The sequence below is a fragment of the Xanthomonas sp. WHRI 7945 genome (genome assembly GCF_035026585.1).
This window is the reverse complement of record NZ_JAYIQP010000004.1, coordinates 204,152-227,594: the sequence shown is the minus strand read 5'-3', so window position 1 is coordinate 227,594 and position 23,443 is coordinate 204,152. Positions and strand designations below refer to the sequence as shown.

Sequence of the window (23,443 nt, the reverse complement as noted above, 5' to 3'; positions counted from 1 at the left end):
ACGGCGATCACAGGATGTCATTGTCTGCTACCCCGTCGGCCAGCCCGGCGACGCTCGCTGCGGCCGCCCTGCCCACGCGTGTGCGCGACATCCTGGACACGCTCAAGACCTTGCTGTGGCAGGCGCTGGACGCGCCGCTGCAAGCGACCCTGGCCGAGCTGGAGCGCGAGCTGTTCGACCAGGCCGAGCGCGCGCGCAACAGCCAGCTGCAACAGGACATCTACCAGGAACTGCAGGGCCTGCGCGCGCGCCGCGAGCGTTTCGCGCCGTTCTACAAGGCGCAGCTGGAAGCGGCGCTGGCCACGATCCGGCTGCCGCCCGACCCCAGCGGCCCGCGCCGGCAGGAAAAGGCCAACGCAGCGATGCAGATGCTGACCCTGGTCGCCGACGTGGACATCGACCGCGACATCGTGCTGCACGACATCGCCCGGCGCGAGGCCGCGCGCGCCAGCATCCCGCTGCAACTGCTCGGCCAGCGCTTCGGTGTGCTCGCCGCGCGGCCGGCGTTCGAGGCCGAGCACACCCCGCTCGGCCCGCACCTGCTGTGCCGGATCCTGCGCGAGGCCGGCGAGGAACTGCGGCTGGGGCTGGACGCGCAACTGACCCTGTATCGCGCCTTCGAACGACAGGTGCTGGCGCGCTACGGCGAGATCGTGGAGCGCGCCAACGTGTCGCTGACCCATGCCGGCGTGCTGCCCGGGCTGGTCTATCTGCCGTACGTGGCGCGGCCGCCGGCCGAGCCGGCCGCCGGCGCACGCGGTGCGGCGCGGCCGTCCCCCGCCATGCGCCCGGCCACCGGCTGGTCGGGGCAGGCGGCGCCCAGCGCTTGGTCCAGTCCGAGTTCCGGTGCAGCGGCCAGCGAGGCCCGGCCCGGCACGCCGGCGATGCCAGCCACACCAGGCCCGCCACCCGCGGCCGCGGCCGCAGCGCAGCAGCGCGCGTCCGGCGCCGCGGCGACGGCGGCCACCACCCCGGCGGCGACGGCCACCGGCAACGAACCGGCCGACCTGGCCACGCTGCGCCAACTGCTGGCCGTCGCGCGCGACCGTGCGGCGGCAGCGGCGCCGGCCGGCACTGCCCATGTCGCATCGGAAGGCGGCCAGTACGACGCGACCGCCGCGGCGACGCCCGCCGCGGACGGCGTCGCCACGTCGGCCACGCCACGCACCACCGCGGCGACCGGCACGTCCGCGGCAGCCGCCAACGGCACTGCCCCCGCCGTGCCGACCGCTTCGCTGCTGCAGGCGCTGGGCGAGCTGCAGGCGCAGCCGCCCGCGCACAGCGCGCAGGCCGGACTGCGTGGCCGCCGCCAGGTCCGCGACGTGCAGGCCGCCTTGCTGGCCACGCTGCGCGCCGAGCATGGCGCGCAGGCCGCGCTGGCGCCGCAGGATGCCGACACCTTCGAACTGCTCGGCCTGCTCTACGCCGAGGTCGAGCGCGAAGTGCGCAGCGAAGCGCCCGCCGCCGCGCTGCTGGAACGCCTGCAGGTGCCGCTGGTGCGCGCCGCGCTGCAGGATCCCGCGTTCTTCGTGCGCCACCAGCATCCGGCGCGCGAACTGCTCAACGCGGTCGCCGAATCCGGCGCGACCTGGCTCGGCGAAGAAGACACCGATCCGCAACTGCTGTTGAAGCTGAACCAGACCGTGGACCGGGTGGTCGAGGACTACGAAGGCGACGAGAGCGTCTTCGAACAGGCCCACCAGGACATCCAGGCGCAGTACCGCGCGCTGGCGCACAAGGCCGAGATCGCCGAGCGCCGGCACATCGAGGCCGCACGCGGCAAGGAGCGGCTGGAGGTGGCCAAGCAGTTGGCCAATGCCACGCTGGACGACCTGTGCCGGACCTGGCAGCCGCCCAAGTTCGTGCAGGCGCTGCTGAAGCAGGCTTGGTCCGACGTGCTGACCCTGACCCTGCTTCGCCAGGGCGAGGACTCGGAAGCGTGGCGCGAGCGCCAGCAGCTGACCCAGTGCATCGCCGAGGTCAGTTGTCGCGACAACGGCGGCGATCCCGATACCGGCCTGGCCGACGAGGTGCGCAGCGCCTTGCTGCAGGTGGGCTACCACCAGGACGAAGCCGCCGCGATCGCACGGCGCCTGTCCACCCCGGGCGGCGGCGACGAACTGGTCTCGCGCACCGAACTCAGCGCCAGGCTCAAGTCGCGCACCCGCCTCGGCGACCAGGGCGAGGACGAGCGTCCGCTGCTGGCGCCGCGCAACGAGACCGAGCAGGCCGCGTACGCGCGCTTGCGCAGCCTGCCGTTCGGCACCTGGTTCGAGTTCGTCACCAACCAGCAGGGCGACCTGAAACGGCAGCGCCTGTCCTGGTACAGCCCGATCACCGATCGCGCGCTGTTCGTCAACCAGCGCGGGCACAAGACCGCCGAATATTCGCTGGACGCGCTGTCGCGGTTGCTGGCGCAGGGCCAGGCGCGGATCGTCACCGAAGACCGCGCGCGGCTGATCGACCGCGCCTGGCACGCCACCGTGCGCGCGCTGCGCACCCTGGCCGGCGCACCTGCGCCCAACGCCCCCCTGGAGGACGCATGATCGCCGAAGCCCGCCGCTCGCCGCGCCGACAGGTCCCGGACATGGTGCCGGTGCTGGACATGATGGAAGACGCCGTGGTCGGCCGGCTCGGCAACGTGTCCGAGAGCGGCATGCTGCTGCTGGCGTCGGCCCCGCTGCACGACGACGCGCTGTACCAGTTGCGCTTCGCGATCCCGCAACTCGGCCGCGACACCCAGATCGACGTCGGCGTGCACCTGCTGTGGAGCGAACGTTCGCATGCGCCGGGCCAGTCCTGGGCCGGCTTCCGCTTCCTGACCATCTCGCCCGCGCACCGCGAACTGCTGCGGCAGTGGATCAAGGCGGGGCCGGCCGGGTAGCGCATCGGGCACCTGTCCGCATCGCCGGCGACATGGTGCGGAAGCAACACCGATGAGACAAGCAAAGCCGGACGGGCGGCGGACGCGGGGACTGAAGCCTCCACCACCAGTCCGTGGCCTGCTGCTGCAGGCGCGGCTTGAACAGATGCGCACTACGCACGAACGTGACGTCGCGGCACGTGCCCGCCGCCCACCCACCTGTGGGAGCGACTTCAGTCGCGACGGGCGTTACCGGTAGCGCCCGTCGCGACTGAAGTCGCCCCCACAAATCCCGATCGCGGCGCCACGCCCTCCTCGCTCCTGGAGCGGCGCTGGCGCCGATCGCGTTGGCAAGCGCCGCGACGTTTGCGGCAAACTGGGCGCCTGCTTTTCGCATCGCCGACCGAGCCTTCGCCATGATCCAGCACGACCCCAGCGCCCTGTATGCCGACCACCTGCGCACGCTGGCGCAACGCGCCGACACCGCGCTGGCGCGCGGCGGCTTCGACCATCTGCTCGTGCCCAGCGGCACCCTGCACTACCAGCTGTTCGACGACCGCGACTATCCGTACGCGGTGAACCCGCAGTTCAAGGCCTGGCTGCCGTTGACCCGGGTGCCGAACAGCTGGCTGGTGTACACGCCCGGGCGCCGCCCGCAGGTGATCTTCCACCAACCGCGCGATTACTGGCACGTGGTGCCGGCTGCGCCGAACGGCTGGTGGGTGGAGCATTGCGACATCCACGTCATCCGCAGCCCGGAAGAGGCGCTGGCGCTGCTGCCCGCGCCGGCGGCGCGCTGCGCGATCCTGGGCGAGGCGCAGAGCGCGCTGGGCGACTACGTGCCGAACAATCCCGACGCGGTGGTCCAGTACCTGGAGTACCACCGCGCCTACAAGACCGCCTACGAACTGGAACTCATGCGCCAGGCGCAGCACCTGGCGGTGCGCGGCCACCGCGCCGCCGAAGCCGCGTTCCGCGACGGCCGCAGCGAGTTCGAGATCCACATGGCCTATTGCGGCGCGGTCGGCCAGGACGCCAACGACCTGCCGTACGGGAACATCATTGCGCTCAACGAGCACGGCGCGGTACTGCACTACACCGAACTGGAGCGGCAGGCGCCGGCGCAGCGGCGCAGCTTCCTGATTGATGCCGGCGCCTCTGCGCACGGCTACGCCAGCGACATCACCCGCAGCTACGCCGCCGACACCGGCAGCGAGTTCCAGGCGCTGATCGACGCGGTCGACGCCGCGCAACTCCGCATGGGCCAGGGCGTGCGCGCCGGCGTGGACTACAAGCAGCTGCACCTCGACGCGCACCTGGCGCTGATGGGCGTGCTCAAGGACTTCGGGGTGATCACCGTGTCGCCGGAAGCCGCGCTGGCCACCGGCGTCAGTGCCGCGTTCTTCCCGCACGGGCTCGGCCACCCGATCGGCCTGCAGGTGCACGACGTGGCCGGCTTCGCCGCCAGCGACCGCGGCGGCCGCATCGAGCGCCCCGCCGGCCATCCCTACCTGCGCATGACCCGCGTGCTGGAACCGGGCATGGTGGTGACCATCGAACCGGGCGTGTACTTCATCGACATGCTGCTGGACGAAGCCAGACAGGCCGGCCACGCCGCCAGCATCGACTGGGCGCGCGTGGCGCAGTTCAAGCCCTACGGCGGCATCCGCATCGAGGACGAAGTGGCCTGCACCGACGGCGATCCGGAGAACCTGACCCGCCCGGCGTTCGCCGCGGCGGCCTGACCGCCACGCGTGTTGTTCGCCGGGCAGCGCAAGCACGGCGAGACTGTCGGCCTTCCCTCGGGTTTCTGGGCAGCTGGCGGCACGGAGGCTCGTTGCCGCCAGCGCGCAATGAGCGTACCGCGGCTGCCTGCTGCGTCTACCGGCAAGCCCGCAGTACCCGCGAATGACGCCGGCCTACGAGCGGGGATGGCCGTATCCATGACGCCAAACGCTGTTCTATTTGCCCGCGCGAAGCGCAACGTGCCGGTGCTGGACTGATGCCGCGCGTGGAAGCGAACGCTTCGGCTGTCCGACGACGGCCAGCGCAAGCCGATGCATTCCACCAAGGAAAGGGCCGCTCGTAGCCGCTGATCGCATGTCCTTGCGGAGGGCGAGAAGACATCGCGGCACCGCCTACGACACGCAGCGCCAGCCGCCGCGGATCGCCCACCAGTCACCGGACCGCCGCTTCCCGATCGCGCGCAGCCAAGCGCGCAGCCACATTGACATACGCGACGTATGAAAATAACATACGTTGCGTATGTCAACTGGCCACCACATGCCACGCCGCCGTTCCCGCACCGAAATGATCGAGGACACCCGCGCCAAGCTGCTGGCGGCGGCGCGGCGCGCGTTCGCCGCGCAAGGCTTCGCGCACACCTCGATGGACGACTTCACTGCCGACGTGGGCCTCACCCGCGGCGCGCTCTACCACCACTTCAACGGCAAGGAAGGGCTGCTGACCGCGGTCATCGAACAGATCGAGGTCGAGGTCGGCGCACGCCTGCAGGCGGTGTCCGATGCGGCGCCCTCGCCGTGGGAGGGGTTTCGCCGCCGCTGCCGCACCTATCTGGAACTGGCGCTGGAGCCGGAGATCCGCCGCATCATCCTGCAGGACGCGCGCGCCGTGTTCGGCGACGTCCCGCCGGCCGCGCAGTCGGTAGGGATCGGCGCATTGCAGGCCGCGCTCGAGACCCTGATCGCCGCCGGCACGGTGGCGCCGCTGCATGCGGGGGTGATGGCACGCATGCTCTACGGCGCCATCACCGAAGCCTCGTTCTGGATCGCCGAACCGGAGGGCGACCAGCAGGCGCGCCTGGCCGATGCGCTCGACGGCCTGGAACGGCTGCTCGGCAGCCTGCTCGCCCGCTGAACGATCGCATCCGCACGCTGCCAGGATTCCCCTCATGCAATGGCGCACCACCGCACACCGCTTCGGCTTCGTGGCCAAGCTGTTCCATTGGACCACCGCCGCCGCGTTCATCGGCGCCTACGTGGTCGTCTACTACGTCATCTGGTTCATGGACGACACCTCCGACGCGTCCTTGCCGGTGCTCAACCTCCACTGGGTGCTCGGCCTGCTGGTCGGCTTCCTGGTGCTGCCGCGGCTGCTGTGGCGGTGGCTGGACGTGCAGCCGGACGATCCGCCGGGATCGCCGCTGGAACACCGGCTCGCGCATGCGGCGCACTGGGGCCTGTACGCCCTGCTGATCGTCATGCCGCTGACCGGTTACGTGGGCACCGGTGCCGACACCGACGTCGGCCTGTTCCGCGTCACCGGGTTCAACGACACCCGGCTGTTCGCGTGGATCAGCCAGCGCTTCGCGCTCAGCTGGGAAGCGTTCGAAGCGCCCATCGATGTCGTGCATCACTTCATCGGCAAATGGATCGCGTGGCTGGTGGTCGCGCTGCACGTCGCCGCAGCGCTGTTCCACCACTGGGTGCGCCGCGACGACGTGCTCGCGCGCATGCTGCCGTGGCGGACGGCGCGCGCTGCGCCTGCGTCCGCAGCGGCCGCCGAGAGCGGCACTCCGGCGCCCTGAGCACCGACGTCCGGCGGCCGCGGCCTGCCGCGCGAATCACAGGCGCGGCAGCGCGACCGGTTCGCCCGCCGGCAGCGGCCAGCGCAGCAGGAAGCTGGTGCCGCCCGTGCCCGAGGGCCGGCAGGTCGCATCGCCGCCGTGCGCCTCGGCGATGGCCTTGACCACGGACAGGCCCAGCCCGCTGCCGCCGCTCTTGCGCGAGCGCGAAGGATCGCCGCGGCGGAAGGCCTCGAACACGCGCGCGGCGACGTCCGCATCGATGCCGGGGCCGTCGTCCTCCACGCTCAGCTCGCACACGCCGTCGCGGTTGCCCGCGCGCACCCGCAACGCGCCGGGTTCGGCGTACGCGAGCGCGTTCTGCAGCAAGGCCATCAGGGCCTGGCGGATGCGCACCGCATCGCACACGACCTGCATCCGCGGATCCAGCTCCACCTGCAGCACGAAACCGCGCGCGGCCAGGCCGCCGGCGAAGGCGTGGACGACGGCGGACAGTTCCTGCGCCAGGTCGGCCGGCGCCAGGTGCAGTTCCAGATGGCCGCTGTCGTTGAGGCTGAGCACACGCAGATCCTCGATCAGCCTGCTCAACCCCTCGACCTGGCGCAGCAGCCCCTGGAACGTCTCGACCTCGGGCTCGAACACCCCTTCCGCCAGGCCCTGCAGGCGCCCGCGCAGGATGGTGACCGGCGTGCGCAGTTCGTGGGCGATGGCCGCGTTCCAGAACTCGCGCTCGCGGGTCATGCGCTGCAGGCGCTCGGCCATCGTGTTGAAGTCGCGCACCAGTTGCGCGGTCTCGCCCAGCGCATGTTCGTCCATCGCCGCGCGCGCCTGCAGGTTGCCCTGGGCGATCTCGCGCAGGCTGTGCGCTACCGAGTTCAGCGGCAGCAGGATCCGGCGCGACAGGCGCACGGCCACCAGCACCGCCACCGCCAGCGCCGCCACCGCAGTGCAGACGATCCATGCCAGCTCGACGCGTGACGGCATCCATGTTTCGGAAATGCTGCCCGGCAGATACGCCACGGCCAGCGCATAGAACACATAGGAACCGACCACCGACAGCAGGATGATCCCCAGCGCCAGCACGCCCAGCGACAGCACGACCTGCCGGCGCAGCCCCGGTTCCTGGCTCACGCGCCGTGCCCGAACCGGTAGCCGACGCCGCGCACGCTGGCCGGCGTGCCCTGCACGCCGAGGGCCTCGAGTTTCTTGCGCAGCTTGCTGATGTGGCTGTCGACCGTGCGTTCCTGGCTGTCGCCCTCGGGCAGGCACGCGCTCAACAGCTCGGCGCGACTGAACACGCGCCTGGGCGCGCGCATCAGCCGGCTCAGGATCTTGAACTCGGTCAGGGTCAGGTCCAACGTGTGGCGCCGCTCGCCGACGCGCACGCTGGCGTGGTGCTGGTCCAGATCGAGATGGAACGCGCCCACCCGAAGCGCGCGCGCTTCGGTCGCGCCGTTGGCCTGGATCCGCCGCAGCACCGCCTGCACGCGCGCCACCACTTCGGCCGGGTTGAACGGCTTCACCACGTAGTCGTCGGCGCCCAGGCGCAGGCCCATCAGTTTGTCGATGTCGTGATCGAGCGCGGTGAGCATGATCACCGGGGTCTGGCCGCGATGGCGCAGCTCGGCGAGCACCTTCCACCCGTCCACGCCGGGCATCTGCACGTCCAGCAGGACCAGGTCCGGATCCAGCGTCAGATGCATGGCGAGCGCTTCGCGGCCATTGACCGCATGCGCTGTGCGCAACCCGCTGCGCGCCAGATACGCCGCCAGGATCTCGGCGATCTCGCGCTCGTCCTCGGCGATCAGGACGAGCGCGGCGGACGCGGGCACCGGTGACGGGCCTGAGGCGGAGGCGGGCATGTGGACGCTGGAATGCTTCGACGCTGAATGGTCGATGGGCCTCCATCATATCTCCACACTGCATCGAAAGCGCCGCAACCATCGCCTGTCACGCTTCCCGCTTCGCACTTCCGCCGCGCGCGTGCGGCGACACCATCGAGGCTCGTGAGGCATGTGCATGCGACAGTGGTACCGAAACCTGGCGACGGCCGGCCTGGCCGCGCTGGCGCTGGCCGGCTGCGGAACCGGCGGGCAGGACGCTGCCGCACCGCCACCGGCGCAGGTCACGGTGCTGACCCTGCGCCCGGAGCAGGTGACCGCAAGCGTCGACCTGCCAGGGCGGATTTCCGCAGTGCGCAGCGCGCAGATCCGCCCGCAGGTCGGCGGCATCGTGCAGCGGCGTTTCTTCGAACAGGGCGCCGAAGTAACACGCGGCGACGCGCTGTTCCAGATCAACCCGGCCCCGTTCAAGGCCGAGGTCGACAGCGCGGTGGCCGCGATGCAACGCGCGCAGGCCGCGCTGTCGCGCGCCAGCGGGCAGGCCGCACGACTCGAGCGCCTGGTGCAATCCGACTTGGTCAGCCGGCAGACGTACGACGACGCGGTGGCGCAACGCGACCAGGCCGCGGCCGACGTGGCCGAAGCGCGCGCGACGCTGGCGCGGCGGCGCCTGGACCTGGCGTTCGCGCGGGTCGATGCGCCGATCTCCGGGCGCATCGACCAGGCGCTGCTCACCGAGGGCGCGCTGGTCGCGCCGACCGACAGTGCGCCGCTGGCGGTGGTCCAGCAGATCGACCAGGTCTACGTCGACGTGCGCCAGCCAGCGACCGCGCTGGACCCGATTGGCGATGCGCCGGGCACGCAGGCGGCCGGCGACCACGGCCTGCCCGCACAGATCCTCGATCGCAGCGGGCAGCCCTCCGGCGTGAGCGGGCGCGTGTTGTTCTCCGGCATCGACGTCGATGCCAGCACCGGGGACGTGCTGCTGCGCATCCTGGTCGACAACCCGCAGCGGCGATTGCTGCCCGGAATGTACGTGCGCGCGCGGGTGCCGCGGGCCAGCTATGCGCAGGCGCTCACCGTTCCCCAGCAGGCAGTCACCCGAATCGGCGCGCAGGCGTACGTGTGGGTGGTGGATGCGCGCGGACGCACACACAGCGCCTCGGTCGAACTCGGCGAACTGGTCGAGCGCCGCTACCGCATCGCCTCCGGCCTGCACGCGGGGCAGCGGGTAGTCATCGAGGGCATCGAACGCCTGAGCGCCGGAGCGGCAGTCACCGCTCGCCCATGGAGTGGTCCGGCCAGCGCGGCCACGGCCGCAAGCGCGCGCTGAGCGGAGGAATCGAGCATGCCCCAGTTCTTCATCGAACGTCCGGTGTTCGCGTGGGTGATCGCACTGTTCATCGTGCTGTTTGGCGCCATCGCCATCGGGCAGCTGCCGGTCGCGCGCTATCCCTCGGTGGCGCCGCCGTCGGTGACCTTGTACGCGAGCTATCCCGGTGCCACGCCGCAGACGATGAACGATTCGGTGGTCGGCCTGGTCGAACGCGAATTGGCCGGCGTCAAGAATCTGCTGTACTTCGAGTCGTCGGTGGACACCTCCGGCACCGCGCAGATCACCGCGACCTTCAAGCCGGGCACCGATCCGGAGTTGGCGCAGGTGGACGTGCAGAACCGGATCAAGGCGGTGGAACCGCGCCTGCCGCAGGCGGTGCGGCAAAGCGGCCTGCAGGTGGAGTCGGCCGCCTCCGGCTTCCTGATGCTGATCGGCATGACCTCGCGCGACGGCCGCTACGACGAGGTCGCGCTCAACGACTACATGGCGCGCAACATCGTGCAGGAGCTGCGCCGGATCGACGGCGTCGGCCGCGTGCAGCTGTTCGGTGCCGAGCAGGCCATGCGCGTGTGGGTGGATCCGGACAAGCTGGTCGCCTACGGGCTGGCGATGACCGACCTGGCGCAAGCGATCGAACAGCAGAACGCGCAGATCGCGCCGGGCAGGGTCGGCGACGAACCGACCCTGCCCGGCCAGCGCCTGACCGTGCCGCTGACCGTCGTCGGGCAGCTGTCCACGCCGGAGCAGTTCGCCGCGATCGTGCTCCGCGCCAGCGCCGACGGCGCCAGGGTCGTGCTCGGCGATGTGGCGCGCGTGGAACTGGGCGCGCAGTCCTATGCATTCTCCAACCGCGAGAACGGCGCGGCCGCGACCAGCGCCGCCATCCAGCTTTCGCCCGGCGCCAACGCGGTGCGGACCGCGCAGGCGGTGCAGGACAGGCTCGACGAACTGGCCGCCAGCATGCCGGCCGGGATGGCCTACTCCATCCCGTTCAACACCGCGCCGTTCGTAAAGATCTCCATCGAGAAAGTGCTCCACACCCTGCTCGAAGCGATGCTGCTGGTGTTCCTGGTGATGTACCTGTTCCTGCAGAACGTCCGCTATACGCTGATTCCGGCGATCGTCGCGCCGATCGCGCTGCTCGGCACGTTCGCGGTGATGTTGCTGGCCGGGTTCTCCATCAACGTGCTGACCATGTTCGGCATGGTGCTGGCGATCGGCATCATCGTCGACGACGCCATCGTGGTGGTGGAGAACGTCGAACGGCTGATGGCCAGCGAAGGGCTCTCGCCCAGGGACGCCACGTCCAAGGCGATGCGGGAAATCACCGGCGCGGTGGTCGGCATCACCCTGGTGCTGACCGCGGTGTTCATCCCGATGGCATTCGCGGCCGGCTCGGTCGGCGTGATCTACAAGCAGTTCACCCTGTCGATGGCGGTCTCGATCCTGTTCTCGGCGTTCCTGGCGCTGACCCTGACGCCGGCGCTGTGCGCGACGCTGCTGCGTCCGCCGCAGCCCGGCCACCACGAGAAACGCGGCTTCTTCGGCGCCTTCAATCGCCGCTTCGAGCGCCTGACCGGCGGTTACGCAGCGCGCGTGGCGCGCATGGTCCGGCACAGCGGGCGCATGATGGCGGCGTTCTGCGTGGTCTGCGTCGCGCTGGTGTTCGCGGCGCGCCAGCTGCCGTCTTCGTTCCTGCCGGAAGAGGACCAGGGCTATTTCATGACCTCCATCCAGTTGCCGACCGGCGCCACCAGCGAGCGCACGCTCGATGTGGTGAAGGCCTTCGAGGCGCATGTCGCAACGCGCCCGGCGCTGGCCTCGAACCTGGTCATCCAGGGCTTCAGCTTCGCCGGCGCGGGGCCGAACGCGGCGATGGCCTTCACCATGCTCAAGGATTGGGACCAACGTGGCGGCGCCACCGCGGGCCAGGAAGCGGCGCTGGCCCAGCAGGCCATGCGCGGCACCGCCGAAGGCACGGTGATGAGCCTGATGCCGCCAGCGATCGACGAACTGGGCACGTCCTCGGGCTTCACCCTGTTCCTGCAGGACCGCGGCAACCGCGGCGACGCCGCGCTCATGGCCGCGCAGACGCGGCTGCTGGACCTGGCCGCGCACAGCAAGCTGGTCAGCGACGTCTATCCCGACGGCATGCCGCCGGGGAAGAGCATCCAGTTGCAGATCGACCGGCAGAAGGCCGAAGCGATGGGCCTGTCGTTCAGCACGGTCAGCGCGACCCTGTCGGCGGCGATGGGCTCGCTGTACGTCAACGATTTCCCCAACGCCGGGCGCATGCAGCAGGTGATCGTGCAGGCCGACGCGCCGGCGCGCATGCAGCTGGACGACGTGCTGGCGCTGCGCGTGCGCACCGCCTCCGGCGGCATGCTGCCGTTGCGCGAAGTGGTGGCGCCGGCGTGGATCGACTCGCCGCAGCAACTGATGCGCTTCCAGGGCTTTCCCGCCGTGCGCATCGCCGGCGGCGCGGCGCCCGGCATCTCCAGCGGCGAGGCGATGGCGGAAATGGAGCGGCTGGCGGCGCGGCTGCCGCCGGGCTTCGCCGTGGCCTGGACCGGGCAGTCGCTGCAGGAACGCCAGTCGGCGGCGCAGGCGCCGATGCTGACCCTGCTGTCGGCGCTGGTGGTGTTCCTGGTGCTGGCGGCGCTGTACGAGAGCTGGTCGATTCCGCTGTCGGTGATGCTGGTGGTCCCGCTCGGGCTGCTCGGCGCGGTGGCCGCGGTGATGCTGCGCGGCCTGCCGAACGACGTGTTCTTCAAGGTCGGCATGATCACCATCATCGGCCTGTCGGCCAAGAACGCGATCCTGATCGTGGAATTCGCCCGGCAGCTGCACGCCGGTGGCCAGGGCCTGGCCGAGGCGGTGGTGAACGCGGCGCGCCTGCGCCTGCGCCCGATCCTGATGACGTCGCTGGCGTTCGCGCTGGGCGTGGTGCCGCTGATGCTGGCCTCCGGCGCCAGCGCCGAGACCCAGCATGCGATCGGCACCGGCGTGTTCGGCGGCATGGTCAGCGGCACCTTGCTGGCGGTGTTCTTCGTGCCGGCGTTCTTCGTGTTCGTGCTCGGCCTGCAGGGACGTTTCGCGGCCTGGCGCGCACGGCGCGGCGCGGCGCGCTCAAGCGCACAGGAGTGAGCGCCGACGTGCCCTGCAACGGTGACGATCCGGAAAACCTGATCGGCGCCTGGCTCGCTCCGCCGCGGTCACTGCTTGCCGGTCAACGCATAAGGGCCGCGATTGAAGCTCATGGGCACCGTGTCGTAACGCCGCTGCCCTGCCGCAGCAGGATACGGCGCGGTCTTGAAATCGCGCGCCAACGCCTCGAGTCCGCGCGCCGCGCTCGGCGACGGCAATGCCTCGATCACCAGCGACGACTCGGGACGTCCGCCTTGCGGGTCGCCGCGGAGCAGGAACAGGGTCAACGCCGGGGTGACCGGCAAGTCCATCGGGCTATCGCGCACGGTCTTGCGCCGCTGGTTCTCGGCGCGTGGCGCAAGCCCGGCGCTCTCGCCCGTGCCCTGCGCGTGCAGCGCGTCGATCTGCGCGAACAGCATGCGGTCCAGCACCTTGCCCCGCTGCAGCCGGAGTTCGTTGAACCAGGCCAGGCCGATCGCGTTGCGATCGCCCGACGGCATGGCGGCGTAGCACCGCTCCAGCAGATAGGCGTGATACGCGGTATCGCGATTGAGCTGGCTGGGCCGAAGCGTGCGGCCGCTGGCCTCGCGTTCGCGCGCCGTGAGCTCGCGATCCAGTGCGATCCAGGCCTGCGCCCACTGCATCGCCGGCTTGGGGTTGCCCGCGGACAGTTCCAGTTCCGCCAGCGAGGCGAGCGCCAGCAACGGACACCGTGTCATCCCGAGGCATGTTTCCAGCCAATAGCGCGCGGTATCGTCGTCGCGCTGCACCAGATGCGCCGGATGCGCATCGCCGTGTCGGTAGAGCACGCCGAGGTAGAAGGCCGAAGCGCCGTCGCCGTTGCGCGCCAGCGCCACCAACTGCGCCAACAACTGCTCGCGGGCCGCAGGCACGGAGCGCACCGACAACAGCGTTTCCAGATCGGCCAGCGCCATGCTGGGAACGCCGGCCGCAACGCTGGCCGGCGCTGGCGCTGGCGCCGCATCGTGCGCCTGCGGTACCGCGCCCGCACTGGCTGCAAGCCACATCGTTGCCGTGAGCAATCCCGCCACCGTATTCTTCAACATTCATCCCCCCTCGTACCTGCACACTGTGCGCAGCGGACGACAAGCGCGCAAGCGACGTCAGCGCGCGGCCATCTCCGCCTCGATCTCCTCGGCGCTGCGCGCCAGCGCGGCGGTCAGCACGCGGTGGCCGTCGTCGGTGATCAGCACGTCGTCCTCGGTCCGGATGCCGATGCCGCGCCACTTCGCATCGACCTCCTTGTCGTCGGGCGAGACGTACAGGCCGGGCTCGATGGTGAACACCATGCCCGGCTCCAGCAGGCGCGATTCGCCGGCCAGCTTGTAGTCGCCGACGTCGTGCACGTCCAGGCCCAGCCAGTGCCCGGTCTTGTGCCGGTAGAAGCGCCGATAGTCGCCGCTGGCCAGGTTCTGCTCCAGGCTGCCCTTGAGCAGCCCCAGGCGCAGCAGGCCCTCGGTGAGGGTCTGCACCGCGGCCAGGTGTCCGGCCTCGTAGGCCACGCCCGGCCGCGCCTGCGCCAGCGCCGCCGCGTGCGCGGCGCCGACCAGGTCGTGCAGCGCGCGCTGCTCGGCGCTGAAGCGGCCGCTCACCGGGAAGGTGCGGGTGATGTCGGCGGCATAGCCGCGGTACTCGGCGCCGGCGTCGATCAGCACCAGCTCGCCGTCGCGCAGGCGCGCGGCGTTGGCGCGGTAGTGCAGCACGCAGGCGTTGGCGCCGGTGCCGACGATGCTGCCGTAGGCCGGCCAGGCATCGCCGGCACGAAATTCGCGCTCGATCTCCGCCTGCAACTGGTATTCGTGGACGCCCGCGCGCGCCAGCCGCATCGCCGCGCGATGCCCCTCCACGCTCAGGTCGGCGGCCACCTGCATCAGCGCGATCTCGTCGCGCGACTTGAACAGGCGCTGCTCGTGCAGCAGGTGGCCCAGCTCCAGGAACTCGTGCGGCGGCTGCGCGCCGTGCCGCACCTGTTCGCGCACGCGCTTGACCCAGCCGATCAGCTTGAGGTCGAAGTCGACGTCGCGGCCGAAGTGGTAGTACACCCGCGAACGGCCTTCCAGCAGCCCGGGCAGGATCTCGTCGAGGTCCTCGATCGGGTACGCATCGTCCATGCCGTAGCGCTCGACCGCGCCGTCCTGGCCGGCGCGCGGGCCGTCCCAGGCCTCGCGCTCGGGGTCGCGCTCGCGGCAGAACAGCAGCGCCTCGCCGTGCTTGCGGCCCGGCACCAGCACCAGCACCGCCTCCGGCTCGGGGAAGCCGCACAGGTACCAGAAATCCGAGTCCTGCCGGTACGGGTAGTGGGTGTCATGGCTGCGCACCCGTTCCGGCGCGCTCGGCAGCACCAGGATGGCGTGCTCGCCGGCCATGTCCATCAGGTGTCTGCGCCGGCGCGCGTATTCGCCCGCGCCGATCCCGGTGAGTCGCTTCATCGCTCAGTTCAGGCGTTGCCGGTGGCGCGGGCCGAGCACGCAGTCGCTGTGCAGCAGCAAGGCCGCCACGCGCACGAATTCCTCGATCTCTGCCAGCGCGTCCTCGTCCTCGTCGGCGCTGTCGAAATCGTCGGTGCTGGCCTGCGCCAGCCGCGCCAGGTCCTGCAGCGCCTCCTCGCCTTCTTCGGACAACGGCGGCTTGGCGCCGGCGGCCAGCCCGAAGCCGCCGAGAAAGCCGCGGCACCAGTCGAACAGGCCGTCGGCGCGTTCGGACAACGGCGCGCCGGCGTCGGCCAGCACCAGGTCGAAGGCGAAATCACGGTCCTCCAGCTGCGCGACGGTGGCCTCGCGCAGCCGGTCCAGCGCATCGCCGGGGCGCGGCGTGGCGACGCCGGCATCGGCCAGCACCGCCGCCGGCCAGGCCGCCAGGTCGGCGCCGCCGCCGGCCAGCCAGCCGCACAACGCGCCGTGGAGTTCGGCCGCCGACGCGGCCAGGCCCAGTTGCTGGCTGGCTTGGTGGACGTCGTCGGCGGTGGGAAGTTCGGTCATGGACGCAAGGCCTGTTGGGCGCCGATCGCCGGAGCGGGGCGCAGCGGTGGATCGGGCCGCGCAGTGTAGCAATCCGCATGCGCCGCGCTGCTTGTGAAGGCTTCCGACCGGCGCCTACACTCCACCACCCTTTCCTGCTCGAAGCCCCTACCCGCCATGTCGATCGAGCACGTCGCTGCGGGAATCACGGGTCATGCCGGCATCGACTGGCGTTGGGGCTGGGCCGCCGCGGCGGCGATCCTGGCCGTGGCCACGGGGGTGGCGGTGCTGCAGGCCTTGCACTGGCGGCGGCGCATGCAGCAGCAACTGCAGCGCCAGCAGCAGCTGCAGCAGCGCGACCACCACCTGAAACTGGCGCTGTGGGCCTCCGGCGAGCACTTCTGGGACTACGACCTGCAGCAGCGCAAGCTGCGCCGGATGCGCGCCGACGAAGCGGCGCCGCACGCGCAGGAGATCACCATGGTGATCCGCGAGGACGACCCGCTGCGCATCCATCCCGACGACGTGCCGCAGGCCGAACGCGCGCTGCGCGAGCACCTGCAGGGGCTGACCCCGGTCTACGTGGCCGAGTACCGGGTGGACCTGGCCGGCGATGGCGTATGGCTGTGGGCGCGGGTCCGCGGCCGCGTGGTCGACTACGGCGCCGACGGCAAGCCGCGCCGGCTCGCCGGCACCGCGCGCGACATCACCTCGCACCGCCAGGCCGACCTGGAGCGGCGCATCGCCAGCGAAGTGCTGCGCAGCATGAGCGAAGCGGTCGCGGTGCTGGACGAGGAATCGCGCTTCATTTCGGTCAATCCGGCCTTCACCCGCATCACCGGCTACAGCGAACGCGAAGTGCTGGGCCAGCCGATGGCGCTGCTCGACCACGCACCGGACGTGCCGGTCCCCGCCGCGTTCGAGAATGGCCGGCAGTGGCGCGGCGAAGCCTGGAAGCGGCGCAAGGACGGCCAGGAGATCCTCTGCCACGTGCGCCGCAACACCGTCGTCGACGCCGATGGCCGGCACAGCTTCTACGTGGTGGTGCTGGAAGACATCACCGACCAGAAGCGCGCCGAGCAGGAACTGCGCTACCTGGCCAACTACGACACGCTGACCAGCCTGCCCAACCGCGCCTTGCTGTCCGAGCGGCTGGCGCGCGCGATCGTGCGGGCGCGGCGCCAGGGCAGTTCGGTGGCGGTGTTGTTCCTGGACCTGGACCGGTTCAAGGACATCAACGATTCGCTCGGCCACGCCATCGGCGACCGGGTGCTGCGTGCGGTCGCCGAACGCCTGCAGCAGGCGGTGGGCCCGCAGCACACGGTCGCGCGCCTGGCCGGCGACGAATTCACCGTGGTGGTGGAGGACGTCGCCGACCAGGCCCAGGCCGAGGCCGTCGCCGCGCGCGTGCTGACCGCGTTCGATCCGCCGCTGCAGCTGGACGACCGCCGCGAAGTGGCGATCTCCTCCTCGATCGGCATCTCGCTGTTCCCGCAGCACGCGCTGTTGCCCAGCGAACTGCTCAAGCACGCCGACACCGCGATGTACCAGGCCAAGGCCGCCGGCCGCCGCAACATCCAGGTGTACTCGGCGCGCATGGACGAGGCCACCCGCCACCGCGCCACGCTGGCCAGCACCCTGCGCAAGATCCCGCTCGACCAGGAACTGAAGCTGGTCTACCAGCCGCGCTATTCGCTGCGCGAGCAGCGCGTGGTCGGCGTGGAAGCGCTGCTGCGCTGGCACAGCGCCGATTTCGGCACGGTCTCGCCGAGCCAGTTCATTCCCCTGGCCGAGGAGACCGGGCTGATCCTGGAGATCGGCGAGTGGGTGCTGCGCCAGGCCTGCACCACCTTGCGCGGCTGGCGCGAGCTGGGCCTGACCGAGTTGTGCATGTCGGTCAACGTCTCGGCGATCCAGCTCGAGCGCGGCGACCTGCCGGCGCTGATGGCGCGGATCCTGGCCGAGACCGGGGTGCCGGCGAACAGGGTCGAACTGGAACTCACCGAAAGCGTGGTGATGTCGCAGGTCGGCAAGAACGCGGCCACCCTGCACGCCTGCCGCGCGCTGGGCCTGGCCCTGGCGATCGACGACTTCGGCACCGGCTATTCCTCGCTGGCCTACCTGAAGCGGCTGCCGATCAACACCCTGAAGATCGACCAGGAATTCATCGGCGACCTGACCCGCGACCCGGACGACGAGGCGATCACCAGCACCATCATCGCCATGGGCCACTCGCTGGCGCTGAAAGTGGTGGCCGAAGGCGTCGAGCTGCCCGGCCAGCTGGCGTTCCTGCGCGAGCACGGCTGCGACGAGATCCAGGGCCACCTGGTGGCGCCGGCGCTGGAGCCGGAGGTCTGCCTGCAGTTGCTGCGGCAGCCGTTGCTGCTGCCCGCCTGAGCGGCGGCCGTCGCGGCGCCGCGCGGCGTCTTGACCGCCGCTCGGGCGCATGCCTATCGTGGGCGCCATGGACACCCCCGAAACCCTCGCCCAGCTACGCACCCTCGCCACACGCGTGGAAACGCTGGTCGAGCGCTGCCAGCGCCTGGCCGACGAGAACCGCAGCCTGCGCCAGCAGCAGGAGCAGCTGATCGGCGAGCGCTCGCAGCTGCTGACCAAGAACGAGCAGGCGCGCTCGCGGGTCGAGGCGATGATCACCCGGCTCAAGTCGTTGGAGCAGCACACGTGAGCGAACCGGTCAGCGTCCGCATCCTCGATCGCGAATACACCGTCGGCGTCGAGGCCGAGGAGCGCGACAGCCTGCTCGCCGCCGCGCGCCTGCTCGACGCGAAGATGCGCGAAGTGCGCGGCAGCAACCGCATGGCGGCGGTGGACCGGGTCGCGGTGCTGGCCGCGCTGAACCTGGCGCACGAACTGCAACAGCTGCGCGACGAGCAGACGCGGCGCGATCATGAGATGACGCGCACGCTGGCCGATCTCAATCGCCGCCTGGACGGCGTGGTCGATACGGCGCGCTGATCCGCGCATCGCATTTCGATCATCAACGTGAATTGCGCCGTACCGCGCGACCGACGAACGGACTAGCCAAGCGCGGCGACGGCGCTATACTTCGTTTGCGTTCTCTGCTGTGAACGACAGCGTGTGCAAACATTCGCCTTGTCCCTTAATTACGACCACGGGATGGCGACGGAATCGGGTGTGCAGGTCCGCCTCGTAGCGGGAAGCCCGATGGTTCCCCAGCTATCCCACTTGAACCCCGGGTTCAAGGTCGTTTCGCACGCATCGTCATGGCGGAGAATGCAATATCCCGGAAACGGCGCCGCAAGGCGCCGTTTCCTTTTGTGTGTCCGCGTGTTGTGCGCGCATGCCGTGCGCCATGCGCGTGGGTTTCCGCCCATGCCGCACGCCGCCACGCCGCGACCAGCCGCCGCACAAGCCTGGGATACTGTCGCCCCCACCCAGGAGACGCCGCATGCCTTCGCTCGCCCAGCTCGTCGACCGCTTCGACCCGGCCGCCGGGTTCGACGTCCCCGCCAGCTGGCGGCAGGGACGTACCGCCTTCGGCGGCCTGTCCGCGGCGCTGGCGCTGCAGGCCGCGCTGCGCGCCGCGCCTTCCGCGCTGCCGCCGCTGAAGTCGGCGCACATCTGGTTCGTCGGCCCGACCGATGCCGCCCTGCGTTTCGATGCGCGCCTGCTGCGCCAGGGCAAGTCCGCCACCTCGATCGCGGTCGACTGCCTGGCCGGCGAACAGGTCGCGTTGCGCGCGGCGCTGCTGTTCGCGCAGCCGCGGCCCAGCGGCATCGTCCACGACTTCATGCCGGCGCCGCCGGCGGTGTGCGCACCCGACGCCGCCGCGCCGATCGCCGACAGCGCCGCCACCCCGGCGTTCGTCGCCAATTTCGAGATGCGCCTGGCCGGCGGCGCGCTGCCGGTCTCCGGCGCCGCCACCCCGGAACTGCTGGTGTGGGCGCGCCATCGCGACGGCGGCGGGGTGGACCCGAGCGTGGCCCTGGTCGCGCTCGGCGACTGCCTGCCGCCGGCGGCGATGGCCTGCTTCACCGAACCGGCGCCGGTCAGTTCGATGACCTGGACCCTGGATTTCCCGCAGCCGGCAACCGCCGGCGACTGGTTCCTGCTGCGCTCGGCCAGCCGGCACGCCGCCGACGGCTATTCGCTGCAGGACATGCAGATCTGGGACCGGGCCGGGCGGCTGGTGCTATCGGGCCGGCAGACGGTGGCGATCTACGCCTGACGCGCTGCAGGCGCCGCCCAGTAGCCAGTGCGCACCTGGGCACCGACAATGGCGCCCTCTCCTGCCGCCCTGCCCGATGACTTCCGACGACCGCGACCTCCTGCGCCAGCACTTGCGCGCGCGCCGCCGCGCGCTCCCCGCCGCCGCGCGCCTGGCCGCCGCCGACGCGCTGGCGCTACGCCTGCTGGACCTGCCGTTCGCGCCGCAGCACGGCCACGTCGCCGGCTATTGGGCGCTGGACGGGGAGATCGCGCTGCACCGCTGGCAGCTGAGCCTGCCGTCCACGGTGCAGTACTGCCTACCGGTGCTCAGCGGCAAGACCCTACGCTTCGCGCCGTGGCGCCCGGGGCAGCCGCTGACCGCCAACCGCTACGGCATCCCCGAACCCGACGTCGCCGCCGAAGCGACCCTGGCGCCGGAGCAGATGGCGCTGGTGGTGGCGCCGCTGGTCGGCTTCGACGCCGGCGGCGGACGCCTGGGCATGGGAGGCGGCTGGTATGATCGCAGCTTCGCATTTCGCCAGCGGCACGCGCCTCCGCCCTGGCTGGTCGGCGCCGCCTTCGCCGTGCAGCAGGTCGCCGCGCTGCCCGTCGCCGCCTGGGACGTGGCGCTGGATGCGGTCTGCACCGACTCCCTCACCCTCCTGACCGCGACCGATTCCCCCGCATGACCGCACGCAAGCGCTACTGGCTGATGAAGTCCGAACCGGACGCCTTCTCGATCGACGACCTGCAGCGGGTCGGCACCGAACCCTGGAACGGGGTGCGCAACTACCAGGCGCGCAACTTCATGCGCGACGGCATGAAGCTCGGCGACGGCATCCTGTTCTACCACTCCAACTGCAAGGTACCGGGCATCGTCGGCACGGCCACGGTGGCCAGCGCGGCCTATCCGGACGTCACCCAGTTCGATCCCACCTCCGACTACCACGACCCCAAGGCCACCCGCGAACAGCCGCGCTGGTACCTGGTGGACGTGGCCTTCGAGCGCAAGCTCGCGCGCACCATCGCGCTGGACGAGATCAAGCAGCACGCCGACGCGCTCGGCGAAGGCTTTCCGCTGACCGCGCGCGGCAACCGCCTGTCGGTGTTCCCGGTCAGCGCCGCGCAGTGGAAGCTGTTGCTGGCGCTTGAGTAGCCGGGATTGGGGATTGGGCATCGGGGATTCGTCTCCTGCCCTGCCCGCCGGCCGCTTTTCACGAATCCCGAATCCCCAATCCCGAATCCCGAGCCTCCAATGTCCGAAAGCAAACGCCTTGCCGCCGAGAAAGCCGTCGAATACGTCGAGGACGGCATGATCGTCGGCGTCGGTACCGGCTCCACCGTGGCCTACTTCATCGACGCGCTCGGCCGCATCGGCCACCGCATCAAGGGCGCGGTCTCCAGCTCCGAGCAGAGCACCGCGCGCCTGCGCCAGCACGGCATCGAGGTGCTGGAGCTGAACCACACCGGCAACCTGTCGCTGTACGTGGACGGCGCCGACGAGTGCGACCCGAACCGCTGCCTGATCAAGGGCGGCGGCGCCGCGCTGACCCGCGAGAAGATCATCGCCGAGGCCAGCGAGCGCTTCGTCTGCATCATCGACCCGAGCAAGCAGGTCCAGACGCTGGGCGCGTTCCCGCTGCCGATCGAAGTGATCCCGATGGCGCGCAGCCTGGTCGCGCGCGAGATCCTGGCGCGCACCGGCGGCCAACCGGTGTGGCGCGACGGCGTGGTCACCGACAACGGCAACGTGGTGCTCGACGTGCACCACCTGCAGATCACCGACCCGGTGGCGCTGGAGCGCGAACTGAACCAGATCCCCGGCGTGGTCTGCGTCGGCCTGTTCGCGCGCCGCCCGGCCGACGTGGTGATCGTCGGCGGCGAACCGCCGCGCGTCCTGTAGGACGCGCGCGGGATTGGGGATTCGTAAAGGCCAGAATCTCTTCCCGGCCTCCGGATCCGCTGTTGCGAATCCCCAATCCCGAATCCCGGCCCTATTGACTCGCCAAGCACCATGCAACAAGGTGCGCGCTGATCCCACCTTCCCGGCAACGCCATGTCCCTGTTTCGCGCCCTGTCCGTCCTCGTCCTGCTGACCCTCAGCGGCTGCGCCAGCGCCGGCGGCACCTGGGTGGAACTGGCCGGGCACCGTTACCAGGTCGAGCTGGCCCAGGACGATGCGACCCGCGCGCGCGGGCTGATGTTCCGCGAGCAGATGGACGCCGACCACGGCATGCTGTTCATCCACGACCGCGAGGAGCCGCAGGCGTACTGGATGAAGAACACCAAGATCGCGCTGGACATCCTCTACTTCGACAACCAGCGCAAGCTGGTGGCGCAGCAGCGCGACGTGCCGCCGTGCTCGGCCGGCAACGCCTGCCCGCCCTATCCGAGCAACGCGCCGGCGCGTTACGTGCTGGAACTCAACGCCGGCCAGGCCGCGCAGATCAAGCTGCAGAACGGCGCCGAACTGAGCTTCGGCCCCGGCATCCCCAAGGCGCGCTGAACCGCGCCGACGTGGGGAAAAGCGCCACCGTCGTGGCGCTGAACCCGACACCGCTGTCGGGAACTTCCGGACTTGATCGCGCCGCACTTTGCGGCCAGTCTTGGTCCATGGTGGACCGACTGACATTGCCGAGCTGGAATACCCTGGCCGCGCTGGACGACGACGCGCTGCCACTGATGGCCACCGCGCTGCTGATCGCCCGCGACGAGTATCCGGAGCTGGATGCCGAGCACTACGACACGCTGGCGCAGAACCACGCCGAGCACCTGCGCCACGAGGTGGCGATGATCGAACCGTGGCCGCTGAAGATGGCCGCGATCAATCGCCACCTGTTCGAAGAACTCGGCTACAGCGGCAACCACGACGAGTACTACGACCCGCGCAACAGCTACATGAACCAGGTGTTCGAGCGCCGCCTGGGCAATCCCATCTCGCTGGCGCTGGTGCAGATGGAAGTGGCGCGGCGGCTGGACATCCCGCTCGACGGCGTGTCCTTCCCCGGGCACTTCCTGGTGCGCCTGCCGGTGGACGACGGCCTGCTGGTGATGGACCCGTTCAACGGCGGCCGCCCGCTGGCGGTGGAGGAACTGCGCGAACGCGCCCGTCCGCACCTGGGCGGCGAGACCCCGGACGACCGCGCGCTGCTGCAGATCCTCGACCCGGCACCGCACCGCGCGATCCTGACCCGGGTGCTGCGCAACCTGCACGGCGTCTACGCCGAACGCGACGAATGGGACCGCGCCGCGCGCAGCGCCGACCGCGTGCTCAAGCTGATGCCCGACCAGCCCGAAGCCCTGCGCGACCGCGGCCTGGCCTACCTGCAGATGGACTACGTCCCCGGCGCGCGCCGCGACCTGGGCCGCTACCTGCAACTGAACCCGGAAGCCAACGACGCGCTGCCGATCCGCGAACGCCTGGTGGAACTGAGCGCGCGGGCGCAGCGGATGCATTGAGGGCTGGGATTGGGGAGTCGGGATTGGGGATTCGCTAAAGCGGCCTCAGCGGTTACCCGGCGATTTGCTTCGCCTGTAGGAGTG

Annotated in this window: 21 protein-coding genes and 1 other RNA gene; 17 read left to right on the top strand and 5 right to left on the bottom strand. The window is 70.7% G+C overall.

The features are described 5' to 3' along the window. Positions 1–14 precede the first annotated feature (14 nt). The 5 genes from VDQ83_RS05380 to VDQ83_RS05360 all read left to right on the top strand — a co-directional run bounded on the left by VDQ83_RS05380 (position 15) and on the right by VDQ83_RS05360 (position 6,410). Entirely contained in the window at positions 15–2,546 is a 2,532-nt protein-coding gene (locus tag VDQ83_RS05380; protein WP_455434131.1) for a DUF1631 domain-containing protein, read from the top strand. Then, a complete protein-coding gene (locus tag VDQ83_RS05375) occupies positions 2,543–2,884 on the top strand; it encodes a PilZ domain-containing protein (RefSeq protein ID WP_263395594.1) in 342 nt (113 codons plus the stop codon). Before VDQ83_RS05380 ends, VDQ83_RS05375 begins: the two co-directional genes overlap by 4 nt. Positions 2,885–3,279: 395 nt before the next feature. Beyond that, a complete protein-coding gene (gene pepQ / locus VDQ83_RS05370) occupies positions 3,280–4,608 on the top strand; it encodes a Xaa-Pro dipeptidase (protein WP_455434130.1) in 1,329 nt (442 codons plus the stop codon). 538 nt (positions 4,609–5,146) lie between these two features. After that, entirely contained in the window at positions 5,147–5,740 is a 594-nt protein-coding gene (locus tag VDQ83_RS05365; RefSeq protein ID WP_455434129.1) for a TetR/AcrR family transcriptional regulator, read from the top strand. Positions 5,741–5,774: 34 nt separating this feature from the next. After that, a complete protein-coding gene (locus tag VDQ83_RS05360; protein ID WP_309914408.1) occupies positions 5,775–6,410 on the top strand; it encodes a cytochrome b in 636 nt (211 codons plus the stop codon). A 36-nt stretch (positions 6,411–6,446) separates the two neighbouring features. Here VDQ83_RS05360 and VDQ83_RS05355 read toward each other — a convergent pair whose 3' ends face one another. Both VDQ83_RS05355 and VDQ83_RS05350 read right to left on the bottom strand, forming a co-directional pair. Beyond that, positions 6,447–7,538, bottom strand: coding sequence for an ATP-binding protein (locus VDQ83_RS05355; protein WP_309914406.1), 1,092 nt, complete (start codon positions 7,536–7,538; stop codon positions 6,447–6,449). After that, positions 7,535–8,269, bottom strand: a complete 735-nt coding sequence (locus VDQ83_RS05350) for a response regulator (protein ID WP_455434128.1) — start codon at positions 8,267–8,269, stop codon at positions 7,535–7,537. Before VDQ83_RS05350 ends, VDQ83_RS05355 begins: the two co-directional genes overlap by 4 nt. A 157-nt stretch (positions 8,270–8,426) precedes the next feature. On the opposite strand from VDQ83_RS05350, the gene VDQ83_RS05345 reads away from it, so the two are divergent. After that, positions 8,427–9,581 carry an efflux RND transporter periplasmic adaptor subunit gene (locus VDQ83_RS05345; RefSeq protein WP_455434127.1) on the top strand — a complete coding sequence of 385 codons (1,155 nt, stop codon included), beginning with the start codon at positions 8,427–8,429 and terminating at the stop codon, positions 9,579–9,581. 15 nt (positions 9,582–9,596) lie between these two features. Further along, entirely contained in the window at positions 9,597–12,731 is a 3,135-nt protein-coding gene (locus VDQ83_RS05340; RefSeq protein WP_455434126.1) for a multidrug efflux RND transporter permease subunit, read from the top strand. A 68-nt stretch (positions 12,732–12,799) separates the two neighbouring features. Here VDQ83_RS05340 and VDQ83_RS05335 read toward each other — a convergent pair whose 3' ends face one another. The 3 genes from VDQ83_RS05335 to VDQ83_RS05325 form a co-directional block, all read right to left on the bottom strand. Then, positions 12,800–13,666 carry a hypothetical protein gene (locus tag VDQ83_RS05335; RefSeq protein WP_455434125.1) on the bottom strand — a complete coding sequence of 289 codons (867 nt, stop codon included), beginning with the start codon at positions 13,664–13,666 and terminating at the stop codon, positions 12,800–12,802. Positions 13,667–13,855: 189 nt separating this feature from the next. Next, on the bottom strand, positions 13,856–15,181 hold the full coding sequence (locus VDQ83_RS05330) for an aminopeptidase P N-terminal domain-containing protein (protein ID WP_309914391.1): 1,326 nt from the start codon (positions 15,179–15,181) through the stop codon (positions 13,856–13,858). A 3-nt stretch (positions 15,182–15,184) separates the two neighbouring features. Continuing rightward, positions 15,185–15,730, bottom strand: coding sequence for a YecA/YgfB family protein (locus VDQ83_RS05325; protein WP_455434124.1), 546 nt, complete (start codon positions 15,728–15,730; stop codon positions 15,185–15,187). 156 nt (positions 15,731–15,886) lie between these two features. Here VDQ83_RS05325 and VDQ83_RS05320 point away from each other — a divergent pair, with 156 nt between their 5' ends. The 10 genes from VDQ83_RS05320 (at position 15,887) to VDQ83_RS05275 (ending at position 23,359) form a co-directional block, all read left to right on the top strand. Next, on the top strand, positions 15,887–18,106 hold the full coding sequence (locus VDQ83_RS05320) for a putative bifunctional diguanylate cyclase/phosphodiesterase (RefSeq protein WP_455434123.1): 2,220 nt from the start codon (positions 15,887–15,889) through the stop codon (positions 18,104–18,106). A 67-nt stretch (positions 18,107–18,173) separates the two neighbouring features. Further along, the gene (locus tag VDQ83_RS05315) at positions 18,174–18,395 is read left to right on the top strand and encodes a TIGR02449 family protein (RefSeq protein WP_455434122.1); all 222 of its coding nucleotides are present in this window, start codon (positions 18,174–18,176) and stop codon (positions 18,393–18,395) included. Next, on the top strand, positions 18,392–18,685 hold the full coding sequence (locus tag VDQ83_RS05310) for a cell division protein ZapA (RefSeq protein ID WP_263395603.1): 294 nt from the start codon (positions 18,392–18,394) through the stop codon (positions 18,683–18,685). Before VDQ83_RS05315 ends, VDQ83_RS05310 begins: the two co-directional genes overlap by 4 nt. Positions 18,686–18,783: 98 nt before the next feature. After that, a non-coding RNA gene (gene ssrS, locus VDQ83_RS05305) (6S RNA) lies at positions 18,784–18,968 on the top strand. A 171-nt stretch (positions 18,969–19,139) separates the two neighbouring features. Continuing rightward, the gene (locus tag VDQ83_RS05300) at positions 19,140–19,919 is read left to right on the top strand and encodes a thioesterase family protein (RefSeq protein WP_455434121.1); all 780 of its coding nucleotides are present in this window, start codon (positions 19,140–19,142) and stop codon (positions 19,917–19,919) included. Positions 19,920–19,995: 76 nt separating this feature from the next. Then, positions 19,996–20,589, top strand: a complete 594-nt coding sequence (locus VDQ83_RS05295) for a 5-formyltetrahydrofolate cyclo-ligase (RefSeq protein WP_455434120.1) — start codon at positions 19,996–19,998, stop codon at positions 20,587–20,589. Next, the gene (locus VDQ83_RS05290; RefSeq protein WP_263395606.1) at positions 20,586–21,056 is read left to right on the top strand and encodes an EVE domain-containing protein; all 471 of its coding nucleotides are present in this window, start codon (positions 20,586–20,588) and stop codon (positions 21,054–21,056) included. Before VDQ83_RS05295 ends, VDQ83_RS05290 begins: the two co-directional genes overlap by 4 nt. A 99-nt stretch (positions 21,057–21,155) precedes the next feature. Then, positions 21,156–21,803 (top strand): ribose-5-phosphate isomerase RpiA, encoded by a 648-nt coding sequence (gene rpiA, locus VDQ83_RS05285; RefSeq protein ID WP_263395607.1) that lies wholly within the window; start codon positions 21,156–21,158, stop codon positions 21,801–21,803. A 153-nt stretch (positions 21,804–21,956) separates the two neighbouring features. Continuing rightward, positions 21,957–22,406, top strand: coding sequence for a DUF192 domain-containing protein (locus VDQ83_RS05280; RefSeq protein ID WP_309914368.1), 450 nt, complete (start codon positions 21,957–21,959; stop codon positions 22,404–22,406). A gap of 38 nt (positions 22,407–22,444) precedes the next feature. Next, entirely contained in the window at positions 22,445–23,359 is a 915-nt protein-coding gene (locus VDQ83_RS05275) for a SirB1 family protein (RefSeq protein ID WP_455434147.1), read from the top strand. Positions 23,360–23,443 lie beyond the last annotated feature (84 nt).